Below are 19,903 nucleotides of genomic sequence, written 5' to 3'. Positions count from 1 at the left end.
TTGCGAAGCAAAGCTCGTGAGACGGGGTGGGGCCAGCGCCGTCCCCCACCCCGCTCCGCTTCGCGGATCGACCCTCCCCACAAGGGGGAGGGTAAATCACTCCGCCGCCCGGTCCGCCGGATACGGCGTCCTGATCAGGATCGCCATGCCTATGGCCAGGAACAGGATGATAACCGCCATGCCGAGCCGCGCCGAATCGCTCACCGCCGTGATGGTCGCCACCAGGAACGGCGCCAGGAAACTGGTCGCGCGCCCGGCCAGCGCATAGATGCCGAAATAGCGGCCGGATTCCGACGCCGTAACGCTGCGCGCCATATAGGACCGCGATGACGCCTGCACCGGCCCGAAGGCGAGCCCGATCAGCAATCCATAGAGGATGTAGGCCTTTTCCGCGGCGGTGCCGAACAGGCCCCCGGAATCGGTGGTCGAGAGCTGGATAAGCCCGAGCAGCGTGAAGCCGGGGCCGGTCGAGACGACGCCGATGGTGGCGACCGAAAGCATGACCAGCGCGATCATCACCACCGCCTTGGAGCCGAGCGCGGTGTCGAGCCGCGCAGCGATCCAGCAGCCGAAGATGGCGACGACGTTGAGGATGATGCCGAACATGCCGATCTCGGTGATCGACCACTGGAACATGCCGGCCGCGAAGGTGCCGCCGAGCGCCAGCAGCGCATTGACGCCGTCCTGATAGATCATGCGGGCGACGAGGAAGCGGAAGATGCCGCCGCGCCTGCGCACCTCGACCAAGGTCGACTTCAGCTCCGACAGGCCTTCGCGCACCGCAGGCTTGATCGGGATGCCTTTGATGGCATCGGGAGTGAAGAGGAACATCGGCAGGATGAACAGGAAATACCAGCCGGCCGACAGCGGCCCGGTGGCGCGGGCATCCTCGCCGAGCTTCGGGTCCAGCCCGAACAGCGGGTCGAGGCCGATGATGGTCTTGCCGGTCTCCTGCGATCCGGCCAGGAACAGCACGACGAAGATCAGCGCGATCATACCGCCGAGATAGCCAAGCCCCCAGGCCATGTTGGAGATGCGGCCGATCTCGCTCTTCGGCACCAGGCGCGGCATCATGGAATCGTTGAAGACGGTGGAGAATTCAGCCGCCACCGAGGCCAGCGAGAACAATGCCACGATCAGGAACAGGTTCGAGCCGGGCGCGGCGAGCCACAGCAGCGCCAGGCTGGCGATCTTGATCGCCGCGAAGAAGGCGATCCACGGCTTGCGCGGCCCGGTCTGGTCGGCGATCGAACCGAGGATCGGCGATAGCACGGCGATGACCAGTCCGGCCGCGGCGATGCCGTAGCCCCAGACGGCCTGGCCGGTGGTCGGATCGCTGGCCATGCGCGAAACGAAATAGGGGCCGAAGATGAAGGTGGTGACGACCGTGAAGAAGGGCTGCGCCGCCCAGTCGAACAACATCCACCCCCAGATGCCGCGCCCGGACGCCCGCTGCACTGCTACTTCGGCCATGTCCCCTCCGGTCGCCTTCGTTTCGTTGGCGGTTCACCCATGTCTGCATGTTTTCCGCGGGTCATGCAAACGAACACGCGCCGCGCCGCCGTTCTTTGGCCTACCCGCCTTCATTCAGATCAACGGAGCAAGGGCGCCACCCCTATGCCCCTTGTGCGACGGTCGGACCGAAGGTCCGGGTGAGGGCCGGCGCCGCCTCCCCGCCTAGGCGAGGGTAAGTCAGGCGATGGCTCACATCCCCGTCAGATCGCTCATCAGGCCCGATGCCACCGACAGCCGCGACACGGTGATGTCGCCGCCCTCGGTCAGCGCCTGCAGCCGTTCGCGGGTGCGGCCGATCCTCTCCCCGCCGGCCTCCAGCCACGCCGCCACCGGGTCGGCTGCCCCGGCGTGGTTCACGAGTGCCGCCACCGCGATGCCGCGCCGCGCGGTCCCGATCGTGTCGGTGGCGCGCGACAGGGCGAGCTGGTCGTAATAGTCCGCCGGTGTGATGGAGCGGGCCGCCTCCTCGACGCGCGGAATACGGAAGGCGTCGCTGACCGCGAAGAAGGCCTTCGCCGCGGCGACGATGTCGGCGCCTGCCGTTCGCGCCGTCAGCGCGATGTCGGGGATCAGCTCCGCCACATCGGCCAGCGCCAGTTGCGCTGCCAGCCTGTCCGGCGCCCCGGCCTTGAACAGTCCATGCCGCTTCTCGTCGATCCGTTCGCGCGAATAATCGGGGAGCAGCGAAACGAGTTTCGGCTCCAGCGCCTTGCGGGCCTCCTGCAATTCGGCGATGCGCTGGGCAAGCGGCGCCGTGCCGGCGTCGTTCTTCAAGTACCAGCCGCTGGTCACGTAGATCAGCCGGCTGACCGCCTGGTAGAGATCGAGCTGCATCTGGCCGTCGATCTGATTGTCGAGCGCGTCGATCTCGCGGTAAAGCGCCGGCAAGGCAAAGCCGTCGCGCACCACGGCGAAGGTGCGCACCACGTCGGCGGCGGTGCGCCCCGTCGCTTCCCGCAACCGGTTGACGAAGGAGGGACCGCCGCGGTTGACCAGCTCATTGGCGACGACGCGGGCGATGATCTCGCGGCGCAGGCGATGGCCGTGTATCTCGGCGGCATATTTCTTCGCCATCCGGTCGGGGAAATAGCCCATCAGGTCGCGGTCGAAATGCGGCTCGTCAGGCACGTCGCTTGCGACGATGTCGGAAAACAGCACGATCTTGGCATAGGCGAGCAGCACGCCGAGCTCGGCCCTGGTCAGCGGCTCGCCGCGCGTCTCGCGCTCGGCAAGGGCCGCCGGCGAGGGCAGCGTCTCGACCGTGCGGTCGAGCAGGCCGCGTGCTTCCAGCGCCGACATGAAGCGGGCCTGGTGGGCGATGTCGGCGAGGCCGCGCTTGCGGGCGATGGAGAGCGCCAGCGTCTGCTGGTAGTTGTTGGACAGGACCAGCTCGCCGACCTCGCCGGTCATCTCGGCGAGAAGCTTGTCGCGCGCAGGCCGGGTCAACGACCCTTTGCGCATGGCGGACGCCAGCGCGATCTTGATATTGACCTCGACGTCGGAACAGTTGACCCCGCCCGAATTGTCGATGGCGTCGGAATTGCAACGCCCGCCATTCATGCCGAATTCGATGCGCGCGCGCTGCGTCACCCCGAGATTGGCCCCCTCGCCGATCACCTTGGCGCGCACGTCGAGCGCGGTGATGCGGACGGCGTCGTTGGCGCGATCACCGACCTCGGCGTTGGTCTCGGTCGAGGCCCGCAAATACGTGCCGATGCCGCCGAACCACAAGAGGTCGACGGGCGCCTTGAGGATGGCGCTCATGATCTCGACCGGCGTGGCGGTCGTCTTGTTGAGGCCGATCGCAGCAGCAGCAGCGGCCGGCAAGGTGATCGATTTCTGGCCGCGCGAGACGATGACGCCGCCCTCGGAGAGCTTGCTCTTGTCGTAGTCCTGCCAGCTCGAACGGGGAAGAGCGAACATGCGCTGGCGCTCGGCCATCGATGCCGCCATGTCGGGATCGGGATCGATGAAGATGTCGCGGTGGTCGAAGGCTGCGATCAGCCTTGTCTTCGGTGACAACAGCATGCCGTTGCCGAACACGTCGCCCGACATGTCGCCCACCCCGACGACGGAGAAGGGCGTGGTCTGGATGTCGCGGTTCATCTCGCGGAAATGCCGCTTGACCGCCTCCCACGCGCCCTTGGCGGTGATGCCCATCTTCTTATGGTCGTACCCGGCCGAACCGCCGCTGGCGAAGGCATCGTCAAGCCAGAAGCCATGGCTTTCACTGATGGCGTTGGCGGTGTCCGAGAAAGTTGCCGTGCCCTTGTCGGCGGCAACGACGAAATAGGGATCGTCCTGGTCGCGCCTGACAACGCCGGCCGGCGGGATGACGCCGTCGAGGCCGATATTGTCGGTGATCGACAAAAGGCTGGAAACGAAGTTCTTGTAGGCCGATGTGCCGGCTTCGAAGATGGCGTCGCGGCCGGCGCTCATCGGCAGCTTCTTCGGATAGAACCCGCCCTTGGCGCCGACCGGCACGATGACCGCGTTCTTGACCTGCTGTGCCTTGACCAGGCCGAGCACCTCGGTGCGGTAATCCTGGGCGCGGTCCGACCAGCGCAGGCCGCCGCGCGCCACCGGACCGAAGCGCAGATGCACGCCCTCGACCTCAGAGCCGTAGACGAAGATTTCCCGCCACGGTCGCGGCTCGGGCAATCCGTCGACCGAACGCGAATCGAGTTTGATCGCCAGCGACTGGCCCTTGGCTTTCGTATCGGCAACGAAATGATTGGTGCGCAGCGAGGCTTCGATGAGATTGAGGTAGCGGCGGATGATGGCGTCGTCATCGATGTTGGGAACGTCTTCCAGTGCGTCCCTGATCTTGGCCTTGAGATGCTTTGCCGCCACCACGCCTTCCGTCTCGGCCGTCGGCCCGAGCCGGGCGATGAACAGCGCGTGCAGGCCGCGTGCGATCTCGGGATAGCGGTTGAGGGCCGCGGCGATGAAATCCTGGCTCTGCGGGATTCCGGCCTGCTGCAAATAGCGACCATAGGCGCGCAGGATGGTGATTTCGCCCGACCACAGGCCTGCGGTCTGGGCAAGGCCGTTGTAGCCGTCATTGTCGACGTCGCCGCGCCACACCGACAGGAATGCGTCCTCGAACAGCGCGCCGCCATTGCTGAGGTCGATCGGCTTTCCGTAGCCGTTCTCCAGTTCCATGTCGTGGATGAACACGGTGCCGGGCTGATCACTATCGATCATGCCGGGCTGGCCGCTATTCCCGGCCTTGTCGTCACCGACCTCGAAGGTGCGCTCGCTGATGACGCGGAAACCGATGTTTTCCAGCACCGGCACGCGCCGCGACAGCGCCACCGGGCTGCCATGGTGATAGATTTTCAGCGCCGCCTGATGCGGCTTCTGCTCGGCATGGCGATAGTAATCGATGGCGATCGGATTGCTGGCGCTGATCTTGGCGATACGCCCGGCATCGACCAGCGCCACACCGGCGCTGAAGGAGTCCCGGTAGCTTTCCGGAAATCGTGCCGCGATCCTCTTCAGCGCCGGGTCGCTGCCGCTGGTTTCCGCCGCCTCGGAAAGGGCATCCTCCCAGGTGCGCACGATGTCGCGGATCGCCGCCTCGATCGTCGCCTGTTCGACCTTCGGCGTCTTGCCGCCGGAGCGGCCGATGATGAAATGCACACGCGCCAGCCCGCCTTCCGGGAAGGCCGGGTAGTAGGCCGACAGCCGGCCTTCGAACACCGTCTTGAGGTAGGTGCCGACCTTCTCGCGCACGACGCTGTCGTAACGGTCGCGCGGCACGAAGACGAGAATGGAGACGAAGCGGTCGAACTGGTCGGCGCGCACCAGTGCCCGCACGCGCGGCCTCTCGACGAGGCCCAGAATGGCCGCGGCATGCTTCCTCAGGATGGGCACCGGCACCTGGAACAGCTCGTCGCGCGGATAGCTCTCCAGCACGTTGATCAGCGCCTTGCCGGAATGGTCGTGCCGGTCGAAACCGGATTTGGCGATGACGGTTTCGGCCTTCGACCTGAGATAGGGGATCTTCATCACCGAGCGCGTGTAGGCGGTCGACGTGAACAGGCCGACAATGCGCAGTTCGCCCGCCAGCGCGCCCTTGGCGGTGTAGGTCTTGATGCCGATATAATCGAGATAGATGCGCCGGTGCACGGAAGACTTGGCATTGGCCTTGGTGACGATCAGCGGCTCCGGCCCATGCAGGAAGGCTCGAATCTCCGGCGTTGTCGTCACCGCTTCGGTGCCGCGCCGCAGCACCAGCACGTCCAGGTCGGACAATATGCCCAGGCCAGGCTTGTCGGCACGCTCCAGCGTGCCGCTTTCCTCGCCGCCGACATATGTGAATTCGCGCATGCCGAGGAAAGTGAAATTGTCGTCGCGCAGCCACTCCAGGAAGGCGATCGCCTCGGCCACGCTCTTCTTGTCCAGCGGCACCGCCGAATAGCGGAACTCCGAGATCGCCTGGTCGAGGCGGGCCAGCATCGGCTTCCAGTCGCTGACGGCTGAATGGACCTGGCCGAGGATCTTGCGCAGCCGCTCTGCCAAGCCGTTCGCCTGCTCCGGGGTCAGCCGGGGAATATGGACATGGATGACGCTCAGCCGGTCGTGGCTGCCGTCGTCCCTGGCGAAATTGCCGTCGCCGAGAATTTCCTCGACGCCGTCCTTGCCATGGCGGACGGTGATGACGGGATGGGTGACCAGGGTCGGCTCGCCGGCACTCTCGGTGATCTCGCCGAGTATGGAATCGAACAGGAAAGGCATATTGTCGTTGACGACGGTGACGATCGTGACGGGTCGGCCCTCGCGAACGACGCCGGAATCGGTGTCGACGGCGACGGCGCACGCGCCCTTCTTGTGACCGGCGACCGCGCGGCCGGCGAGATCCGCGGCGCGTTCGAGGTCGGCCACCTCATAGGCGGCAATGTCTTCCGCCGGCGCGCGGGCGAGCAGGTAGTCGGCAAGCCTGGCCGGCCTTTCCTGCGTCTTCGGCATCGCCGTGGCTTTCTTCTTCGACCTGCTCGCCGATTTCACGCTGGCCATGACGCTTCTTTCCTCCAGTCGTATGCTTTTGCGGACTATGTAGCAGATGACCGCTATTTGGCGACAAAGGTTTGACGGCGTGCCAAGAATTATCGCAATTCGGCGGCAGCCGGCGACAAACGAGGAGGAATGCCCATGACCGACAGGATCACCGCGCTCGATCTCGCCGCCGCTGAGCTGAGCGATGCGACCAGGACCTATTTCACCAAATGCGAGGAGAAGCTCGGCCTGGTCCCCAACGTGTTGCGCGCCTATGCCTTCGACGACAAGAAGCTGCGTGCCTTCACCGACATGTACAATGATCTGATGCTGGGTGATTCAGGCCTGTCGAAGCTGGAGCGCGAGATGATCGCGGTCGCTGTCTCCTCCATCAACCATTGCTACTACTGCTTGACGGCGCATGGCGCCGCCGTGCGGCAGCTGTCGGGCGACCCTTCGCTCGGCGAGATGATGGTAATGAATTTCCGCGCCGCCGATCTTTCATCGAAGCAGCTCGCGATGCTGGAATTCGCGGTCAAGCTGACAGAGGAGCCGGCCAAGATCGTCGAAGCCGACCGCGCGGCCCTGCGTATGGCCGGCTTCACCGACCGCGACATTTGGGACATCGCCTCCACGGCCGCCTTCTTCAACATGTCGAACCGGGTGGCGGCGGCAATCGATATGCGCCCGAACTCCGAGTACCACGCCATGGCAAGGTGACGAGCAGGCTACCTGCTCATATATTAGCCACCTCTCATTCTCATTGCTTGTTTGCCGGTTTGGTCCGATGATCGCCGGGCGGCATGACCGCATGCCGGTTCGATGCCGCCGACAAGGGAGGAGAACATGGCGAAATTTCTCTATGTCTATCACGGCTCCGGCAAGATGCCGACCGAGGAGGCCGAACGCAAAGCGGCGATGGATGCCTGGAACGGCTGGTACGGCAAGCTCGGCTCGGCCGTGGTCGACGGCGGCAATCCGGTCGGCATGTCGAAGACGGTGCTGCCCGACGGCAAGGTCGAGAACAATGGCGGCAGCAACCCGACCGCCGGCTACACGATCGTGGAAGCCAGGGACATCGACGATGCCGTCGCCAAGGCCAGGGATGCCCGATCCTGATGAACCCGGCCTTCAGCGTCGAGATCGCGCCGATCGTCGAAATGATGTGACGGTCACGAGCGCGCCGCGATCGCCGCGGCTGCACTGGCCATGGTGGTGGCGCTGACGCGGTTGGCAATTCTCATGGCGCGCTTGCTCTTCAGGAGCTTGCGCGCCTGGGCGGCGGCCAGCACCCAGGCAAGGTCGATGATAACAAGCACCACCGCCATGGTCGCCGTCAGCTCGATCCAGCCAACCACCGTCACCGAAGCAAGGTCGATGATGGTCGGCAGCAAGGCCAGGTAGAACATCATGATCTTGGGGTTGCCGAGCGTCACGGCCATGCCGGCGAAGAACAGTTTGCCGGGCGAGTCCTCGCGCGGCATCTCGCCTTCATTCGCTTCGACAGGCGCGGTCCACATCTTCCAGGCGAGGTAAGCGAGATAGGCGACGCCGACCCATTTGACGATGACGAAAGCGAAATGGAAAGTCTGCGCCACCACCGCCAGCCCGAACACGGCCAGCGACAGCCAGATGCCCTCGCCGATCCACATGGCGAGCAGGAACGGGAACACGTCGCGAAACCCCTTGGCGATGACGCGGGCGACGAGTGCCGCGATCGAAGGACCCGGCGAACCGGCGGCCACGAAGAGCGCGCCGGCGAAGATCAGGAGCGAGGTGAGATGCATGGTGAGGATCTCGGCTTGAAAACCTTCAATGCCAGACAATAGCGCAAGCGATCGAGTTTCGGTAGCATCAACATGCTTGCCGGCCCGGCATCTCGCGGCTAGATAGATCGCCGCGAAACAATTTCGAGCTTCACTTTGCCTACGTAACCGCCGGTCTCGTCAACTCCCCCGACACAATGCATGGCGCCGCCACAACGGTGCCTTTTCCATTTCATGTGTTCCTCTGGGCGGCGGTTCGAGACCGGTTTGGCACTGCTGAACCGCTGTCGCATGCGCCGCGACGCCTGATCCCAAGAACCGCAGCCTACCGCCACGCCGTGCCCGCCTGGGCATCTCGACATTGCCGACCTGATGAACTTCCCGACGGGAAGGGCTTATCGGCATGTCTTCCGCCTTGCGCATCCGCTGGACGATCGCGCCTCAAACCGCACCACGTCCCCTGATCACCTGCAATCGCTGCGGCGGCGTCAAAGCCTATCGCAGCAGCGGAAAGTTCCGCGTCAACGCCAACGGCAAGCGCATTGACGTCTGGCTGATCTATCGTTGTATCAACTGCGACAATTCCTGGAATTTCGGCATTTTCGAGCGCCGCAACCGCCGCGAAATCGAGCCGGCGCTGCTGCGGGCGCTGGAGAGCAACGATGCAGCACTTGCCCGGCGCCATGCATTCGATGTGACCGCACTGCGCGGCCAGGTGGGGCGTGTCGAGGAGTTTCCCGACGTCGACGTGCACAAGACGGCGCTTGGCGGGACAAGCGAAGCTGCAAGCGTGCTGGAGCTCCGGCTCGGGCTCAAAATGCCGATATCGCTGCGGCTCGATCGTTTGCTCGCCAACGAACTCGGCATCTCACGGTCGCGACTTCAAGCCCTGGAGGAGAAAGGCCTGTTGGTTGTCGATTGCGACGGGGCCAAGGCTTTGCGCAAGCCGGCACGCGACGGGACGACGGTCCGCGTCGATCTGGCCGGCGAACCCGACCGGCAGGCCATCATATCTGCCGCTAGGGGATGAACGGCAGAGGGGCGAAGCACCTGTGCTCCGCCCCTCCCGGATACGATCAGAAAGCAGAAATTACGCGGCGCCGACGGCCTTGGACGATTTCTCGAAGCGCTTGCGCTCGTTGGGATCCAGATAAAGCTTGCGCAGGCGGATGGTCTTCGGTGTCACCTCGACCAGCTCGTCGTCCTGGATCCAGGCCAGCGCGCGCTCCAACGTCATGCGGATCGGCGGTGTCAGCTTGACCGCCTCGTCCTTGCCGGCGGCGCGGATGTTGGTCAGCTTCTTGCCCTTCAGCACGTTCACTTCCAGGTCGTTGTCGCGGGAGTGGATGCCGATGATCATGCCCTGATAGACCTTGACGCCCGGATCGATGACCATCGGGCCACGATCCTCCAGGTTCCACATGGCGTAGGCGACGGACTCGCCCTGCTCGTTGGAGATCAGCACGCCGTTGGTGCGGCCGGGCAGTTCGCCCTTATAGGGCTCATAGGCATGGAACAGCCGGTTCATCACGGCGGTGCCGCGCGTGTCGGTCAAGAGTTCCGACTGGTAGCCGATCAGGCCGCGCGTCGGCGCGTGGAAGACGAGGCGCTGGCGGTTGCCGCCGGAGGGGCGCAATTCGACCATCTCGGCCTTGCGCTCGGACATTTTCTGCACGACGACGCCGGCATGCTCCTCGTCGACGTCGATGACGACTTCCTCGACCGGCTCCAGCAATTCGCCGTTCTCGCCCTTCTGCATGACCACGCGCGGCCGCGACACGGCGATTTCAAAGCCCTCGCGGCGCATGGTCTCGATCAGCACGGCAAGCTGCAATTCGCCACGGCCCGACACGAAGAAGGAATCCTTGTCAGGCGATTCCTCGATCTTGAGCGCGACATTGCCCTCGGCTTCGCGCAGCAGGCGGTCGCGGATGACGCGGCTGGTCACCTTGTCGCCTTCCGTGCCGGCCAGCGGCGAATCGTTGACGAGGAAAGACATGGTCACGGTCGGCGGATCGATCGGCTGCGCGTGCAGCGGCTCGCTCACGCTCAGGTCGCAGAACGTGTCGGCGACGGTGCCTTTGGACAGGCCGGCAATGGCGACGATGTCGCCCGCCTGCGCTTCCTCGATCGGCTGGCGCTCGAGGCCGCGGAAGGCCAGTATCTTGGAAATGCGGCCGGTTTCGATCTGGGTACCGTCATGATGCAGCACCTTGACCGCCTGGTTGGCCTTCAGCGTTCCGCTCTCGATGCGGCCGGTGATGATACGGCCGAGGAACGGATTGGCTTCCAGGATAGTGCCGATCATGCGGAACGGGCCGGGATGCACGGTCGGCGCGGGCACATGCTTGAGGACGAGGTCGAACAGCGGCGACAGGCCCTGGTCCTTGGGACCTTCCGGATTTTCCGAGACCCAGCCGTCGCGCCCCGAACCATAAAGGATCGGGAAGTCGAGCTGCTCGTCGGTGGCGTCGAGCGCGGCAAACAGGTCGAACACCTCGTTGACCACCTCGACATGGCGGGCGTCCGGCCGGTCGATCTTGTTGATGACGACGATGGGCTTCAAGCCGACCTTGAGCGCCTTGCCGACGACGAACTTGGTCTGCGGCATCGGGCCTTCGGCGGCGTCGACCAGCACGATCGCCGAATCCACCATCGACAGGATGCGCTCGACCTCGCCGCCGAAATCGGCGTGGCCGGGGGTGTCGACGATGTTGACGCGGGTACCCTTCCAGTCGACCGAGGTCGCCTTGGCCAGGATGGTGATGCCGCGTTCCTTTTCGAGGTCGTTGGAATCCATGGCGCGTTCGGCGACGCGCTGATTGTCGCGGAAGGCGCCGGATTGTTTCAGAAGCTGGTCGACAAGGGTGGTCTTTCCATGGTCGACGTGCGCGATGATCGCGATATTGCGGAGGTTCATGATCTGGTCTCGGGAGCGTTGCAGGCAGCAGGCCAAAAGGCGCCGCCTCTTTCGTGTTGCGCGGCTCATACAGGGTTTTTCGCATTTGCGAAAGAGGAAGCGCGACACCAAATAATCATCAAATCTTAAGCATCGCCATGTGAAATGGTTTTGTTAACCAAGGCGGGAACCTTTTGCGGGCCCGGGCAGTTCGAACACCATGACCAACGCAGTCGTCAAATTTCGGCCGATTCTCGCAACTGCGGCTTTCGCCGTGCTGCTGGCTGCCGGCGCCGCTCAATCCGCGGCGACGCTCAAGGAAGCGCGGCCCGCTCTGCCGAGCGATATCCCGAGCGCCGAACAGGTCTTTGCGGATGCGCCCGATGGCGTCGATCCGGTGGTGACGGGGCCGGTCAGCGCGGCCTTCAAGCAAAGGCAGCAAAGCGCCAACTGCGATAGCGCGGTTTGGCCCAACGTTCCGATAGTCTGCTATCCCGACTGATCGGCTGCGCGCCGTTGGCGAAGCTGCCGATCTCCCCCTTATTGAAAGATCGCCAATCTGACCGACGGCCCCTCGTCCGAAGGCGCACTACGCCGCCTGCGGCTCCGGGTCGAACGCCGGCCGGCTGGTGTTGATCAGGAGCGAGATACAGGCGGCGGCAATCGCGGTCATGCCGGCGATCAGGAAGGCCAGTTCGTAATTGCCTTGCAGTTCGCGCATGGTGCCGCCGAAGAAGGCGGCGGTTGCCGCGCCCACCTGATGGCCCGCGACGATCCAGCCGAACACGATCGGGCCGCTGCGGTCGCCGAAGGCTTCATTGGCGAGCCGCAGCGTCGGCGGCACGGTGGCGATCCAGTCGAGACCGTAAAGCACGGCGAAGATGATCAGACTGGTCGCCGAAAAGCCGGAATAGGGCAGATAGATCAGCGAAAGGCCGCGGATCGCATAATAGACGCCGAGCAGCTTGCGCGGATCGAAACGGTCGGTGAGCCAGCCCGACAGCGTGGTGCCGATCAGGTCGAAAATGCCCATCATCGACAACAGGCCAGCCGCCTGCACCTCGTTGATGCCCATATCGCCGCAAAATGCGATGAGATGCGTGCCGACCAGCCCGTTGGTGGTGAAACCGCAGACGAAGAAGGTGGCGAACAGGTACCAGAAGACGCGCGTGCCGGCGGCGCGACGCAGCGTGGTCAGCGTGTGGGTCAGGAAATTGCCTTGTGCCGCCGGCGGTACCGGCGGCACGTCGTCGGCTTCCGCGCCATAGCGCACCATGCCGATCGATGCCGGGCGTTCCGGCACCAGCAGCAGCACCAGCGGCACCAGACAGGCCGTTGCGACGGAGATGGCGGTGACGACCGGCTTCCAGCCGCCTGACTGCGCCAGCGAGGCCAGCAGCGGCAGGAAGACCAGCAGACCGGTGGCGCTGGAGGCCGACATCAAGCCCATGACGAGACCGCGGTTGGTCTTGAACCAGCGGTTGACGATGGTGGCGCCGAGCACGGTGGCGACCGCGCCGGAGCCGACGCCGGAAAACACGCCCCAGGTGATCAGCAGATGCCATGGCTTGGTCATCAGCAGGCTGAGCGCGGTGGAGGCCGACATCACCACAAGCGCGGCAAGCAGCGTGCGCCGCAGCCCGATCCGCTCCATCAGCGCAGCGGCAAACGGTCCGGTCAGGCCGTAGAGGAAGATGCCGACCGCGGCAGCCAGCGACACCACGTCGCGCCGCCAGCCAAAACTTTCCTCCAGCGGCAGCATCATGACGGCTGGCGCGGAGCGCAGGCCGGCCGCGATCAGCAGGCAGAGAAAGATGACGGCGACCACGACGAAAGCGTAGCGCTGGCCAAATGGACGGGATTGAGCTAGCATGTTACTGACCGGTACGTTGCAGGATGGAAACATGTATACGTACCGATCGGTAACAGTGTCAACCGAGACCGCGAATGCCACCAGACAATAAAATTGAACCGTCCATCAGCAGCGCTCACGCGTCGGCTCCGCCAAAGGCGGCGGAAAAGATACTCGGCGTGGCGCGCGATCTGTTTTACCGGCAAGGCATCAGGGCAATTGGCGTCGATGAGATCGTCAGGCGCGCAGGGGTCACCAAGCCCAGCCTCTATCGCAGCTTTCCCTCCAAGGACGAATTGGCCGCCTCTTATCTGCGCCGATACGACCTCGAATTCTGGGAACGCTTCGACGAGGCGGTGAACGCCCATCCCGGCGATCCGCGCGCGCAAATCCGAGCCTTCCTGACCCGCGTCGGCAAGCGCACGCAGAAGCCTGACTATCGCGGCTGCGGCATGACCAATGCGGCCGTAGAATATCCCGAGCGCGGCCATCCGGCGCGCGTGGTGAGCGAGGACAACAAGCAGGAACTGCGCCGCCGGCTGCGCGCCATGGCCGCCGCGATGAATGCCGCCGACGCCGACACGCTGGGCGACGGTCTGCTGCTTCTGATCGAAGGCGCCTATATCAGCGGCCAGTTGTTCGGCGCCGGTGGCCCGGCGGCGTCGGTGGCGATCAACGCCGATCTGCTGATCGAGGCGAGCTTGAAGAAATAGTGTTTGGCGATAGGCTGCTGCGACCTTCAACGGAGATGTCCGCGATGCGCAGCCTGGTTCTTCCGCTCGTTCTCGCCAGCGTCTGCCAGGCAGCGCATGCCGGCGAGATATCGAGCGCCTCCACCGATCTTGACTGGAAGAACGACTGCGTCACCTATGCGCAAGCCGGGGACGGCGATGGCGACTGGGCCGACCTCGCCTGTTCGGGCTATCGTGGCTATCCGGTGCTGATCGCCTATGACGATGCGCGCGAATCGCTGTTTTATGGTTTCCCGCCCGGCGGCGACATGACATCGGTCTGGGAAAGTTTCTCCGGCTTCAATTCCTCAGGCGCCAGGATCGAGTGGCGCATCGAGACCGACGGCGACAAGGCGGTGCCGTTCGCGGTCATTCACCGCCGCTCCATCAGCAATCCGGAAGACGAAAAGAAACCCACCGACGTGCTGCTTGTCTCCAAGGTCGCGCAAATGGATGCGCGCGACGGCTGCACGGTCGCACTGGTGCTGGCTACAGGAAATCCTGCCGCCAACGATCAGGCGCGCAAGCTTGCCGACGAGAAAGCACGGTCCTTCGCCTGCGGCAAGGACCGGCGCACCGTCATCGGCGAGGTGCCGGCTTTCGGGCGCGTCGACAATTGAAGGACAAGCGTTCGCCGCTCGCCGACGCGTCAAATGCTTCTGTTTTCACGCGCCCTCGTCATCACCGTTGAGGAACAGCAATGTCTCGGAGCGCGCGAATTTGCTTGTTGTGGGCTCAGCCGTAGATCTGCTTGTGGACCTGATAAAGCATTTCCGAGCGGTCGGCGCGCATGTCGGCCAGATCGCGGCTGGAGAAGCTGTCGATTTCAGCGACGAGGCGGTTGTAGTTCTTGCGCTTGGCGATGCTGCTGCGGGCGCGGGTCAAGAGGCTGTCGAGGATCATAGCGAGTTTCCTTCTGGGGCCGCATTTGGCGGCCGGTTTCTTCCTCCCTTGATCGAGACGGAGCATGACATAGGAATGGTGCATCGCAAAAAGAAGATGTTGCAATGCACCATTGCGCTGTGTGCATAGCCGGTTAATGGCGCCTGAACGCCACCCCCGGCGCCGGCGCATTGCCCTTCCGTGATGGGAATGCCGGTTCCTGTCGTTTTGTCTTACAAATTGCGGAAATGTCATCGCCGCCGACCTTGCCATATCGATCTCCTGCTGGCTTGATCGCCGCCGGATTGCCAACGTTACCGGGAGGAAAGAATGGCCGCCGCCGACTACGAAATTCTCGATCCGCGTTTTGCGCGGCTGTTCAACGGCAATGCGCAAGTGGATAAGCTCTTCACCGGCTGCCGATGGGCGGAAGGGCCGGCCTGGTTCGCCGCCGGCCGCTATGTCGTCTGGTCCGACATCCCGAACAACCGCATGATGCGTTACGACGAGACCGACGGCAGCGTCAGCGTGTTTCGGCAGCCATGCGGCAATTCCAACGGCAACACCGTCGACCGGCAGGGCCGGCTGGTGACCTGCGAGCATTCGGGGCGCCGCGTCAGCCGCACCGAGTTCGACGGTTCGGTCACCACCATTGCCGCCAAATGGAAGGGCAAGCGGCTGAATTCGCCCAATGACGTAGTGGTCAAGTCGGACGGCTCGATCTGGTTCACCGATCCAACCTACGGCATCGACACCGATTACGAGGGCGACAGGGCCGAGAGCGAGATCGGCGCCTGCCATGTCTACCGGGTCGATCCCGGTACCGGCGATGTCGAGGCTGTCATCACCGACATGGTCAGGCCGAACGGGCTGGCTTTCTCGCTCGACGAGAGCAAGCTGTATGTCGTCGACACCGGCCGCACGCATGGCGCGCAGAACCCGGCGCATATGCGGGTATTCAATGTCGGCGAGGGCGGCAAGAAGGTCTCGGGTGAAAAAGTCTTCGCCGACTGCACCGCAGGCCTGTTCGACGGCTTCAGGCTCGACGATGCCGGGCGCATCTGGACCAGCGCCGCCGATGGCATCCATTGCTACGATCCGGACGGAACGCTGATCGGCAAGGTCAAGGTGCCCGAGGTGACGGCCAATTGCGTGTTCGGCGGCGCCAAGCTGAACTGTCTCTACATCGCCGGCACCACCTCGCTCTACATGGTCCGGCTGATGGTGAACGGCGCCAAGACCTACTGAGCTGAATTAAAGGGGAGGACGTCATGCCATTCGTCAACATCCGCATCGTCAAGGAAGTGATCGCCGCCGATCCGGCCGGCAAGAAAGCCGACATCGCCAAAAAAGTCACGGCGGCGATCATGGACGCCACCGGGCTCGGCAATGACGATGTCTGGGTGGTCTTCGAGGAGGTCAACGCCCGCGACTGGTACGTCGGCAAGACCGATGTCGAGACGCTGAGAAAAGGGTAGGCGCTAACGCGCGCGAATGAAATCCGCGAAAGCGGACAACGCATCGCGCGTTGCCAACGCGTTCGCCTGCTCCCCCAGGACGGCCTCCACCTCAGCTGGCTTCTTGCCGAGCAGCCCGATCTCCAGCCCGCCGTCATAAAGCGCGAAGGACATGGTGCGCATGATCTCCGCCAATGCAGCGCGGGCATAGAGCGAGCGCGGCGAGGCGTGCACCAGCATGGCCGGCTTGTCGACGGCGGCATCGCGCGACACCAGCCAGTCGAGCGCATTCTTCAGGCCGCCCGGCACGCCATGCGCATATTCCGGGCATGAGATGATGACGCCGTCGGCGGCGGTGACGGCATCGATCAGCCTGGACGCTTCGGACGGCGTCCGCTCACCCTCGTCGTCGGGGTTGAAGATCGGCAGCAGGCCGAGTCCTTCATGGATGGCGACGCGGCAGCCCTCTGGCGCGTTCCACGCCAGTGCCGCGACAAGGGCCGAATTGGTGGAGGCCGCCCGCAGGCTGCCGGAAATGGCAAGGAGGTTCAGCAAGGCGACGCTCGAACGAATCTCCCCCGCACGCTACCACATCGTCTGCTTGTATTCGTCGTCCAGCCAGCGGTCGGTCGCCTCGGCCGAATCAGCGAGCGCCAGCTGGTCGCGCAGGATCTGGCCGAGCGTTGGCAGCGTGGCGCGGTCGTACCAGCTGTCGGGCTTCCAGAGGTCGGAGCGCATGAAGGCCTTGGCGCAATGCATGTAGGCGGCCTTGACGGCGACCACGACGACGCTCTGCGGCTCCTTGCCGTCGACGGCCAGCCGTTCGCGCAAACCGGCGTCGACGGTGATGCGGGCGTCGCCATTGACGCGCAGCGTCTCGTTCATGCCGGGAATGAGGAACAGCAGCCCGACCGACGGGTTGAGCAGGATGTTCTCCAGCGTATCCAGCCGGTTGTTGCCGGGCCGGTCGGGGATGGCGATGGTCCTGTCGTCAAGCACGGCGGCGAATCCTGGCTTGTCGCCTTTGGGCGTCACATCGGCATTGCCTTCGCCGTCGGAGGAGCCGATCAGCACGAAGGGGCTCTTGCCGATGAAGGAGCGGCAATGGCCGTCCAGCGCCTTCAATTCTTTGCGGATCGAACCATCCGTCGGACGCGGCGTCTTGTAGATCGTCCGCAGCTCTTCGCGCGTGGTGACGAATTCCATGGCACTCCCCCCCAATTTGCAGGCCTTATTTGCGGGCCTTCTCTTCGCCGCCGGTCTTGTCGTCCAGCGAATGGCGCAGGATCAGCGGCATCTGGCTGAAGGTGAACAGAAGCGTGATCGGCATGATGCCCCAGACCTTGAAGGTAACCCAGGCATCGGTCGAAAAATTCCGCCACACCACCTCGTTGACGAGGGCCAGGAACAGGAAGAACAGACCCCAGCGGAAGGTGAGTTTTCTCCAGCCCTCGGCATCGAGCCTGAAGGCGGAATCGAAGACGTAGCCAAGCAGAGATCTGCCGAAGAACAACCCTCCGAGCAGCACGCCGCCGAACAGCGTGTTGACGATGGTCGGCTTCATCTTGATGAAGATGTCGTCCTGCAGGTAGAGCGTCAACGCGCCGAAGATGAAGACGACGACGCCCGACACCATCGGCATGATCGGCAGGGTGCGGGTGAGTAGCCACGACGCGACCAGCGCGATCGCGGTGGCGGCCATGAACAGGCCGGTGGCGACGAAGATCGGGCCGCCGAATTCAGCCAGCGCCGGGAATTTCTGCGTCAGCCATTCGCCTCGCGCATTGGCGAAAAAGAACACCAGCAGCGGCCCTAGCTCGAGAACGAGCTTGAGCAGCGGGTTGACGCCTTCCTTCTTCTCTTTCTGCGGGTCGGACGGATCGCGTTCGAGAATGGGTGGGTTCATATCTTCCTTCTTACGCACGATCCGGTTGAAGCAACTTCCGGGATCATGCCGTTACGCAACGCCAGCGATCGCCCTGGCGAATTCGCTTGCCGAGAACGGTTCGAGGTCGTCGACCTGTTCGCCGACGCCGATGAAATAGACCGGCAATCTGTGTTTTGCCGCGATCGCCACCAGAATACCGCCACGCGCCGTGCCGTCCAGCTTGGTCATCACCAGGCCGTTGACGCCGGCGATGTTGCGGAAGATCTCCACCTGGTTGAGCGCGTTCTGGCCGGTGGTGGCGTCGACCGTCTGCAGCACGGTGTGCGGGGCTTCCGGATCAAGCTTGCCCAGCACGCGCACGATCTTTTCCAACTCGGCCATCAGCTCGGCCTTGTTTTGCAATCGGCCGGCGGTGTCGATGATCAGCACGTCGGAACCCGCTTCCTTCGCCTTCTCGAAGGCATCGTAGGCGAGGCCGGCGGCATCGGCGCCGAGCTTGGAGGCGATGACCGGCGATTTCGTCCGCTCGCCCCAGATCTTGAGCTGCTCGATGGCGGCGGCTCGGAAGGTGTCGCCGGCGGCCAGCATCACCGACAGGCCGCCATCGGTCAGTTTGGCCGCCAGCTTGCCGATGGTCGTGGTCTTGCCGGTGCCGTTGACGCCGACCACCAGGATGACATGCGGTTTGTGGCTGAGGTCGAGTTCCAGCGGCAGGGCGACGGGGGTCAGCACCTTCTCGACCTCCTGCGCCATCACGGTGCGGACCTCGGCGTCGGAGACATCCTTGCCGTAGCGGCTGGCGGCCAGCGAATCGGTGACGCGCAAGGCCGTCTCCAGCCCGAGATCGGCGCGGATCAGCACGTCCTCCAGATCCTGCAGCGTGTCGTCGTCGAGCTTGCGCTTGGTGAAGACGCCGGCAATGTTGCCCGACAATTCGCGCGAGGAGCGGGCAAGCCCGTCCCGCATGCGCTGGAACCAGGAGCGCCGCGGCGCCGGCTCCGGCGCCTTCTGCGGCTCGGCCTTCTGCTCCACCTTTCTGGCGACCGTTACCTTTCCGGGGGCGGGCGCAGCCTTCGGCGGGACGGGAACTGCCTCAGGTTCCGGCGCGATCTCGGCGCGCACAGGCTGCGGCTCGATCGGCGCAGGCTGGCGAATCGGCGGCGAGATTTCGGCGGCGGTTTCGGCGCTGGGTGCCAGGTTCTCGACAGGTCGGCGCTGCCCCTCACCCTCGCCCTCTTCCCGTGAAGGACGGGGAGAGGGAGGCGTTGGCGTTGCAGCTTCTTCCTTCTCCCCGTCACTATACGGGGAGAAGGTGCCAGCAGGCGGATGAGGGGCGGCGCCGGCCTGTGAAGGCTGCGCGGAAGACGGTGTCGCAGGAATCTCGATTGGCGCCGGCGTCTCGACCGGAACTTCGGCGGGCGTCGGTACTTCGGCGGGTGCCGGTTCCGGCAGCTGCTCCGGGCGCGACGGGACAATTTCCGGCTCGGCGGGCGCTGGTTGCGGTACCTCCTGCGGCCGCGGTTCGGGCGCAGGCTCCGGAATGGCCGGGGGTGTCGGAATTTTCTCAGGGGCCGGCGGCTCCGGGCGCTCTGGCGCCGGTGCCGGTTCCTCCTCCGGCCGCGGCTCCGGCAGCGGTTCCGGCTCGGGCGGAATGGTCGGCTCCGGCACCGGCGGAATGGCCGGGGCAGGCTCGGGTGTCGGCTCCTCGGGCGGCGCGGGCTCGACGGGAGGCTGAGCCTGGCTCTCCTCCCGCTTCAGGAATTCCGGAACGGCCTGCTCGGCCGCCGGCTTCAGCGTGTCGAGCTGATCCCATTTGATCGGCGGCAGCGGGGCGGTCTCGTCGACGCGCTCCTCGACGACCTCCTTCTTGCCGAACGAAAATATCTTCTTGAAGAACCCGGCCATCTCTTGC

Annotated in this window: 17 protein-coding genes and 1 pseudogene; 8 read left to right on the top strand and 10 right to left on the bottom strand. The window is 64.5% G+C overall.

The window, feature by feature from the left end; genetic code table 11:
- Window positions 1–96: 96 nt before the first annotated feature.
- Both FJ972_RS05150 and FJ972_RS05145 read right to left on the bottom strand, forming a co-directional pair.
- Window positions 97–1,473, bottom strand: a complete 1,377-nt coding sequence (locus FJ972_RS05150) for an MFS transporter (RefSeq protein ID WP_140518061.1) — start codon at window positions 1,471–1,473, stop codon at window positions 97–99.
- A 231-nt stretch (window positions 1,474–1,704) separates the two neighbouring features.
- Entirely contained in the window at window positions 1,705–6,537 is a 4,833-nt protein-coding gene (locus FJ972_RS05145; RefSeq protein WP_140524983.1) for an NAD-glutamate dehydrogenase, read from the bottom strand.
- Window positions 6,538–6,672: 135 nt separating this feature from the next.
- Here FJ972_RS05145 and FJ972_RS05140 point away from each other — a divergent pair, with 135 nt between their 5' ends.
- Together FJ972_RS05140 and FJ972_RS05135 are read left to right on the top strand one after the other, a co-directional pair.
- A complete protein-coding gene (locus FJ972_RS05140) occupies window positions 6,673–7,236 on the top strand; it encodes a peroxidase-related enzyme (RefSeq protein ID WP_140524982.1) in 564 nt (187 codons plus the stop codon).
- A gap of 126 nt (window positions 7,237–7,362) precedes the next feature.
- A pseudogene (locus tag FJ972_RS05135) lies at window positions 7,363–7,685 on the top strand (hypothetical protein).
- 3 nt (window positions 7,686–7,688) lie between these two features.
- On the opposite strand, the gene FJ972_RS05130 reads toward FJ972_RS05135, so the two are convergent.
- The gene (locus tag FJ972_RS05130) at window positions 7,689–8,303 is read right to left on the bottom strand and encodes a LysE family translocator (protein ID WP_140524981.1); all 615 of its coding nucleotides are present in this window, start codon (window positions 8,301–8,303) and stop codon (window positions 7,689–7,691) included.
- A gap of 382 nt (window positions 8,304–8,685) precedes the next feature.
- Between FJ972_RS05130 and FJ972_RS05125 the strand changes: the two genes are divergently transcribed.
- A complete protein-coding gene (locus FJ972_RS05125; protein WP_140524980.1) occupies window positions 8,686–9,312 on the top strand; it encodes a DUF1062 domain-containing protein in 627 nt (208 codons plus the stop codon).
- Window positions 9,313–9,372: 60 nt separating this feature from the next.
- Here the strand turns inward: FJ972_RS05125 and typA are convergent, their stop codons facing one another.
- Window positions 9,373–11,202: a translational GTPase TypA gene (gene typA / locus FJ972_RS05120; RefSeq protein WP_140492867.1), complete on the bottom strand. Its 1,830-nt coding sequence runs from the start codon at window positions 11,200–11,202 to the stop codon at window positions 9,373–9,375.
- 253 nt (window positions 11,203–11,455) lie between these two features.
- Between typA and FJ972_RS05115 the strand changes: the two genes are divergently transcribed.
- Window positions 11,456–11,683 carry a hypothetical protein gene (locus tag FJ972_RS05115; protein ID WP_224518939.1) on the top strand — a complete coding sequence of 76 codons (228 nt, stop codon included), beginning with the start codon at window positions 11,456–11,458 and terminating at the stop codon, window positions 11,681–11,683.
- Window positions 11,684–11,770: 87 nt separating this feature from the next.
- On the opposite strand, the gene FJ972_RS05110 is transcribed toward FJ972_RS05115, so the two are convergent.
- Window positions 11,771–13,054 carry an MFS transporter gene (locus FJ972_RS05110; protein WP_140880322.1) on the bottom strand — a complete coding sequence of 428 codons (1,284 nt, stop codon included), beginning with the start codon at window positions 13,052–13,054 and terminating at the stop codon, window positions 11,771–11,773.
- 74 nt (window positions 13,055–13,128) lie between these two features.
- Here FJ972_RS05110 and FJ972_RS05105 point away from each other — a divergent pair, with 74 nt between their 5' ends.
- Window positions 13,129–13,746, top strand: a complete 618-nt coding sequence (locus tag FJ972_RS05105; RefSeq protein ID WP_140524978.1) for a TetR/AcrR family transcriptional regulator — start codon at window positions 13,129–13,131, stop codon at window positions 13,744–13,746.
- 44 nt (window positions 13,747–13,790) lie between these two features.
- The gene (locus FJ972_RS05100; RefSeq protein WP_140524977.1) at window positions 13,791–14,384 is read left to right on the top strand and encodes a hypothetical protein; all 594 of its coding nucleotides are present in this window, start codon (window positions 13,791–13,793) and stop codon (window positions 14,382–14,384) included.
- Window positions 14,385–14,499: 115 nt separating this feature from the next.
- Here the strand turns inward: FJ972_RS05100 and FJ972_RS05095 are convergent, their stop codons facing one another.
- On the bottom strand, window positions 14,500–14,667 hold the full coding sequence (locus tag FJ972_RS05095) for a hypothetical protein (RefSeq protein WP_140492852.1): 168 nt from the start codon (window positions 14,665–14,667) through the stop codon (window positions 14,500–14,502).
- Window positions 14,668–14,976: 309 nt separating this feature from the next.
- Here FJ972_RS05095 and FJ972_RS05090 point away from each other — a divergent pair, with 309 nt between their 5' ends.
- Both FJ972_RS05090 and FJ972_RS05085 read left to right on the top strand, forming a co-directional pair.
- Entirely contained in the window at window positions 14,977–15,894 is a 918-nt protein-coding gene (locus FJ972_RS05090) for an SMP-30/gluconolactonase/LRE family protein (protein WP_140518068.1), read from the top strand.
- A 23-nt stretch (window positions 15,895–15,917) separates the two neighbouring features.
- On the top strand, window positions 15,918–16,124 hold the full coding sequence (locus FJ972_RS05085) for a tautomerase family protein (RefSeq protein ID WP_013892236.1): 207 nt from the start codon (window positions 15,918–15,920) through the stop codon (window positions 16,122–16,124).
- Window positions 16,125–16,127: 3 nt separating this feature from the next.
- On the opposite strand, the gene FJ972_RS05080 is transcribed toward FJ972_RS05085, so the two are convergent.
- From FJ972_RS05080 to ftsY, 4 genes are read right to left on the bottom strand one after another with little or no spacing between them, the layout of a single operon-like run.
- Window positions 16,128–16,658, bottom strand: coding sequence for an NADPH-dependent FMN reductase (locus FJ972_RS05080; RefSeq protein WP_140524976.1), 531 nt, complete (start codon window positions 16,656–16,658; stop codon window positions 16,128–16,130).
- Window positions 16,659–16,688: 30 nt separating this feature from the next.
- Window positions 16,689–17,309 (bottom strand): pyridoxamine 5'-phosphate oxidase family protein, encoded by a 621-nt coding sequence (locus FJ972_RS05075; RefSeq protein WP_140524975.1) that lies wholly within the window; start codon window positions 17,307–17,309, stop codon window positions 16,689–16,691.
- Between the two features lie 25 nt (window positions 17,310–17,334).
- The gene (locus FJ972_RS05070) at window positions 17,335–18,009 is read right to left on the bottom strand and encodes a septation protein A (protein WP_140524974.1); all 675 of its coding nucleotides are present in this window, start codon (window positions 18,007–18,009) and stop codon (window positions 17,335–17,337) included.
- Between the two features lie 51 nt (window positions 18,010–18,060).
- Window positions 18,061–19,896, bottom strand: coding sequence for a signal recognition particle-docking protein FtsY (ftsY, locus tag FJ972_RS05065; RefSeq protein WP_140524973.1), 1,836 nt, complete (start codon window positions 19,894–19,896; stop codon window positions 18,061–18,063).
- Window positions 19,897–19,903 lie beyond the last annotated feature (7 nt).

Origin of the sequence: Mesorhizobium sp. B2-1-1 (assembly GCF_006442975.2) — a bacterium.
Taxonomy (GTDB): Bacteria; Pseudomonadota; Alphaproteobacteria; order Rhizobiales; family Rhizobiaceae; genus Mesorhizobium.
Note: the sequence above shows the minus strand (reverse complement) of the source record. Positions and strands in the feature narration are given on the sequence as shown.

Excerpts from the sequence above, each read along its gene's own strand:
- FJ972_RS05070 (WP_140524974.1), bottom strand. The coding sequence starts at position 18,009 with ATGAACCCACCCATTCTCGAACGCGATCCGTCCGACCCGCAGAAAGAG.
- FJ972_RS05125 (WP_140524980.1), top strand. The coding sequence starts at position 8,686 with ATGTCTTCCGCCTTGCGCATCCGCTGGACGATCGCGCCTCAAACCGCA.
- FJ972_RS05095 (WP_140492852.1), bottom strand. The coding sequence starts at position 14,667 with ATGATCCTCGACAGCCTCTTGACCCGCGCCCGCAGCAGCATCGCCAAG.
- ftsY (WP_140524973.1), bottom strand. The coding sequence starts at position 19,896 with ATGGCCGGGTTCTTCAAGAAGATATTTTCGTTCGGCAAGAAGGAGGTC.
- FJ972_RS05145 (WP_140524983.1), bottom strand. The coding sequence starts at position 6,537 with ATGGCCAGCGTGAAATCGGCGAGCAGGTCGAAGAAGAAAGCCACGGCG.
- FJ972_RS05150 (WP_140518061.1), bottom strand. The coding sequence starts at position 1,473 with ATGGCCGAAGTAGCAGTGCAGCGGGCGTCCGGGCGCGGCATCTGGGGG.
- FJ972_RS05130 (WP_140524981.1), bottom strand. The coding sequence starts at position 8,303 with ATGCATCTCACCTCGCTCCTGATCTTCGCCGGCGCGCTCTTCGTGGCC.
- FJ972_RS05085 (WP_013892236.1), top strand. The coding sequence starts at position 15,918 with ATGCCATTCGTCAACATCCGCATCGTCAAGGAAGTGATCGCCGCCGAT.
- FJ972_RS05075 (WP_140524975.1), bottom strand. The coding sequence starts at position 17,309 with ATGGAATTCGTCACCACGCGCGAAGAGCTGCGGACGATCTACAAGACG.
- typA (WP_140492867.1), bottom strand. The coding sequence starts at position 11,202 with ATGAACCTCCGCAATATCGCGATCATCGCGCACGTCGACCATGGAAAG.
- FJ972_RS05110 (WP_140880322.1), bottom strand. The coding sequence starts at position 13,054 with ATGCTAGCTCAATCCCGTCCATTTGGCCAGCGCTACGCTTTCGTCGTG.
- FJ972_RS05090 (WP_140518068.1), top strand. The coding sequence starts at position 14,977 with ATGGCCGCCGCCGACTACGAAATTCTCGATCCGCGTTTTGCGCGGCTG.
- FJ972_RS05140 (WP_140524982.1), top strand. The coding sequence starts at position 6,673 with ATGACCGACAGGATCACCGCGCTCGATCTCGCCGCCGCTGAGCTGAGC.
- FJ972_RS05100 (WP_140524977.1), top strand. The coding sequence starts at position 13,791 with ATGCGCAGCCTGGTTCTTCCGCTCGTTCTCGCCAGCGTCTGCCAGGCA.
- FJ972_RS05105 (WP_140524978.1), top strand. The coding sequence starts at position 13,129 with ATGCCACCAGACAATAAAATTGAACCGTCCATCAGCAGCGCTCACGCG.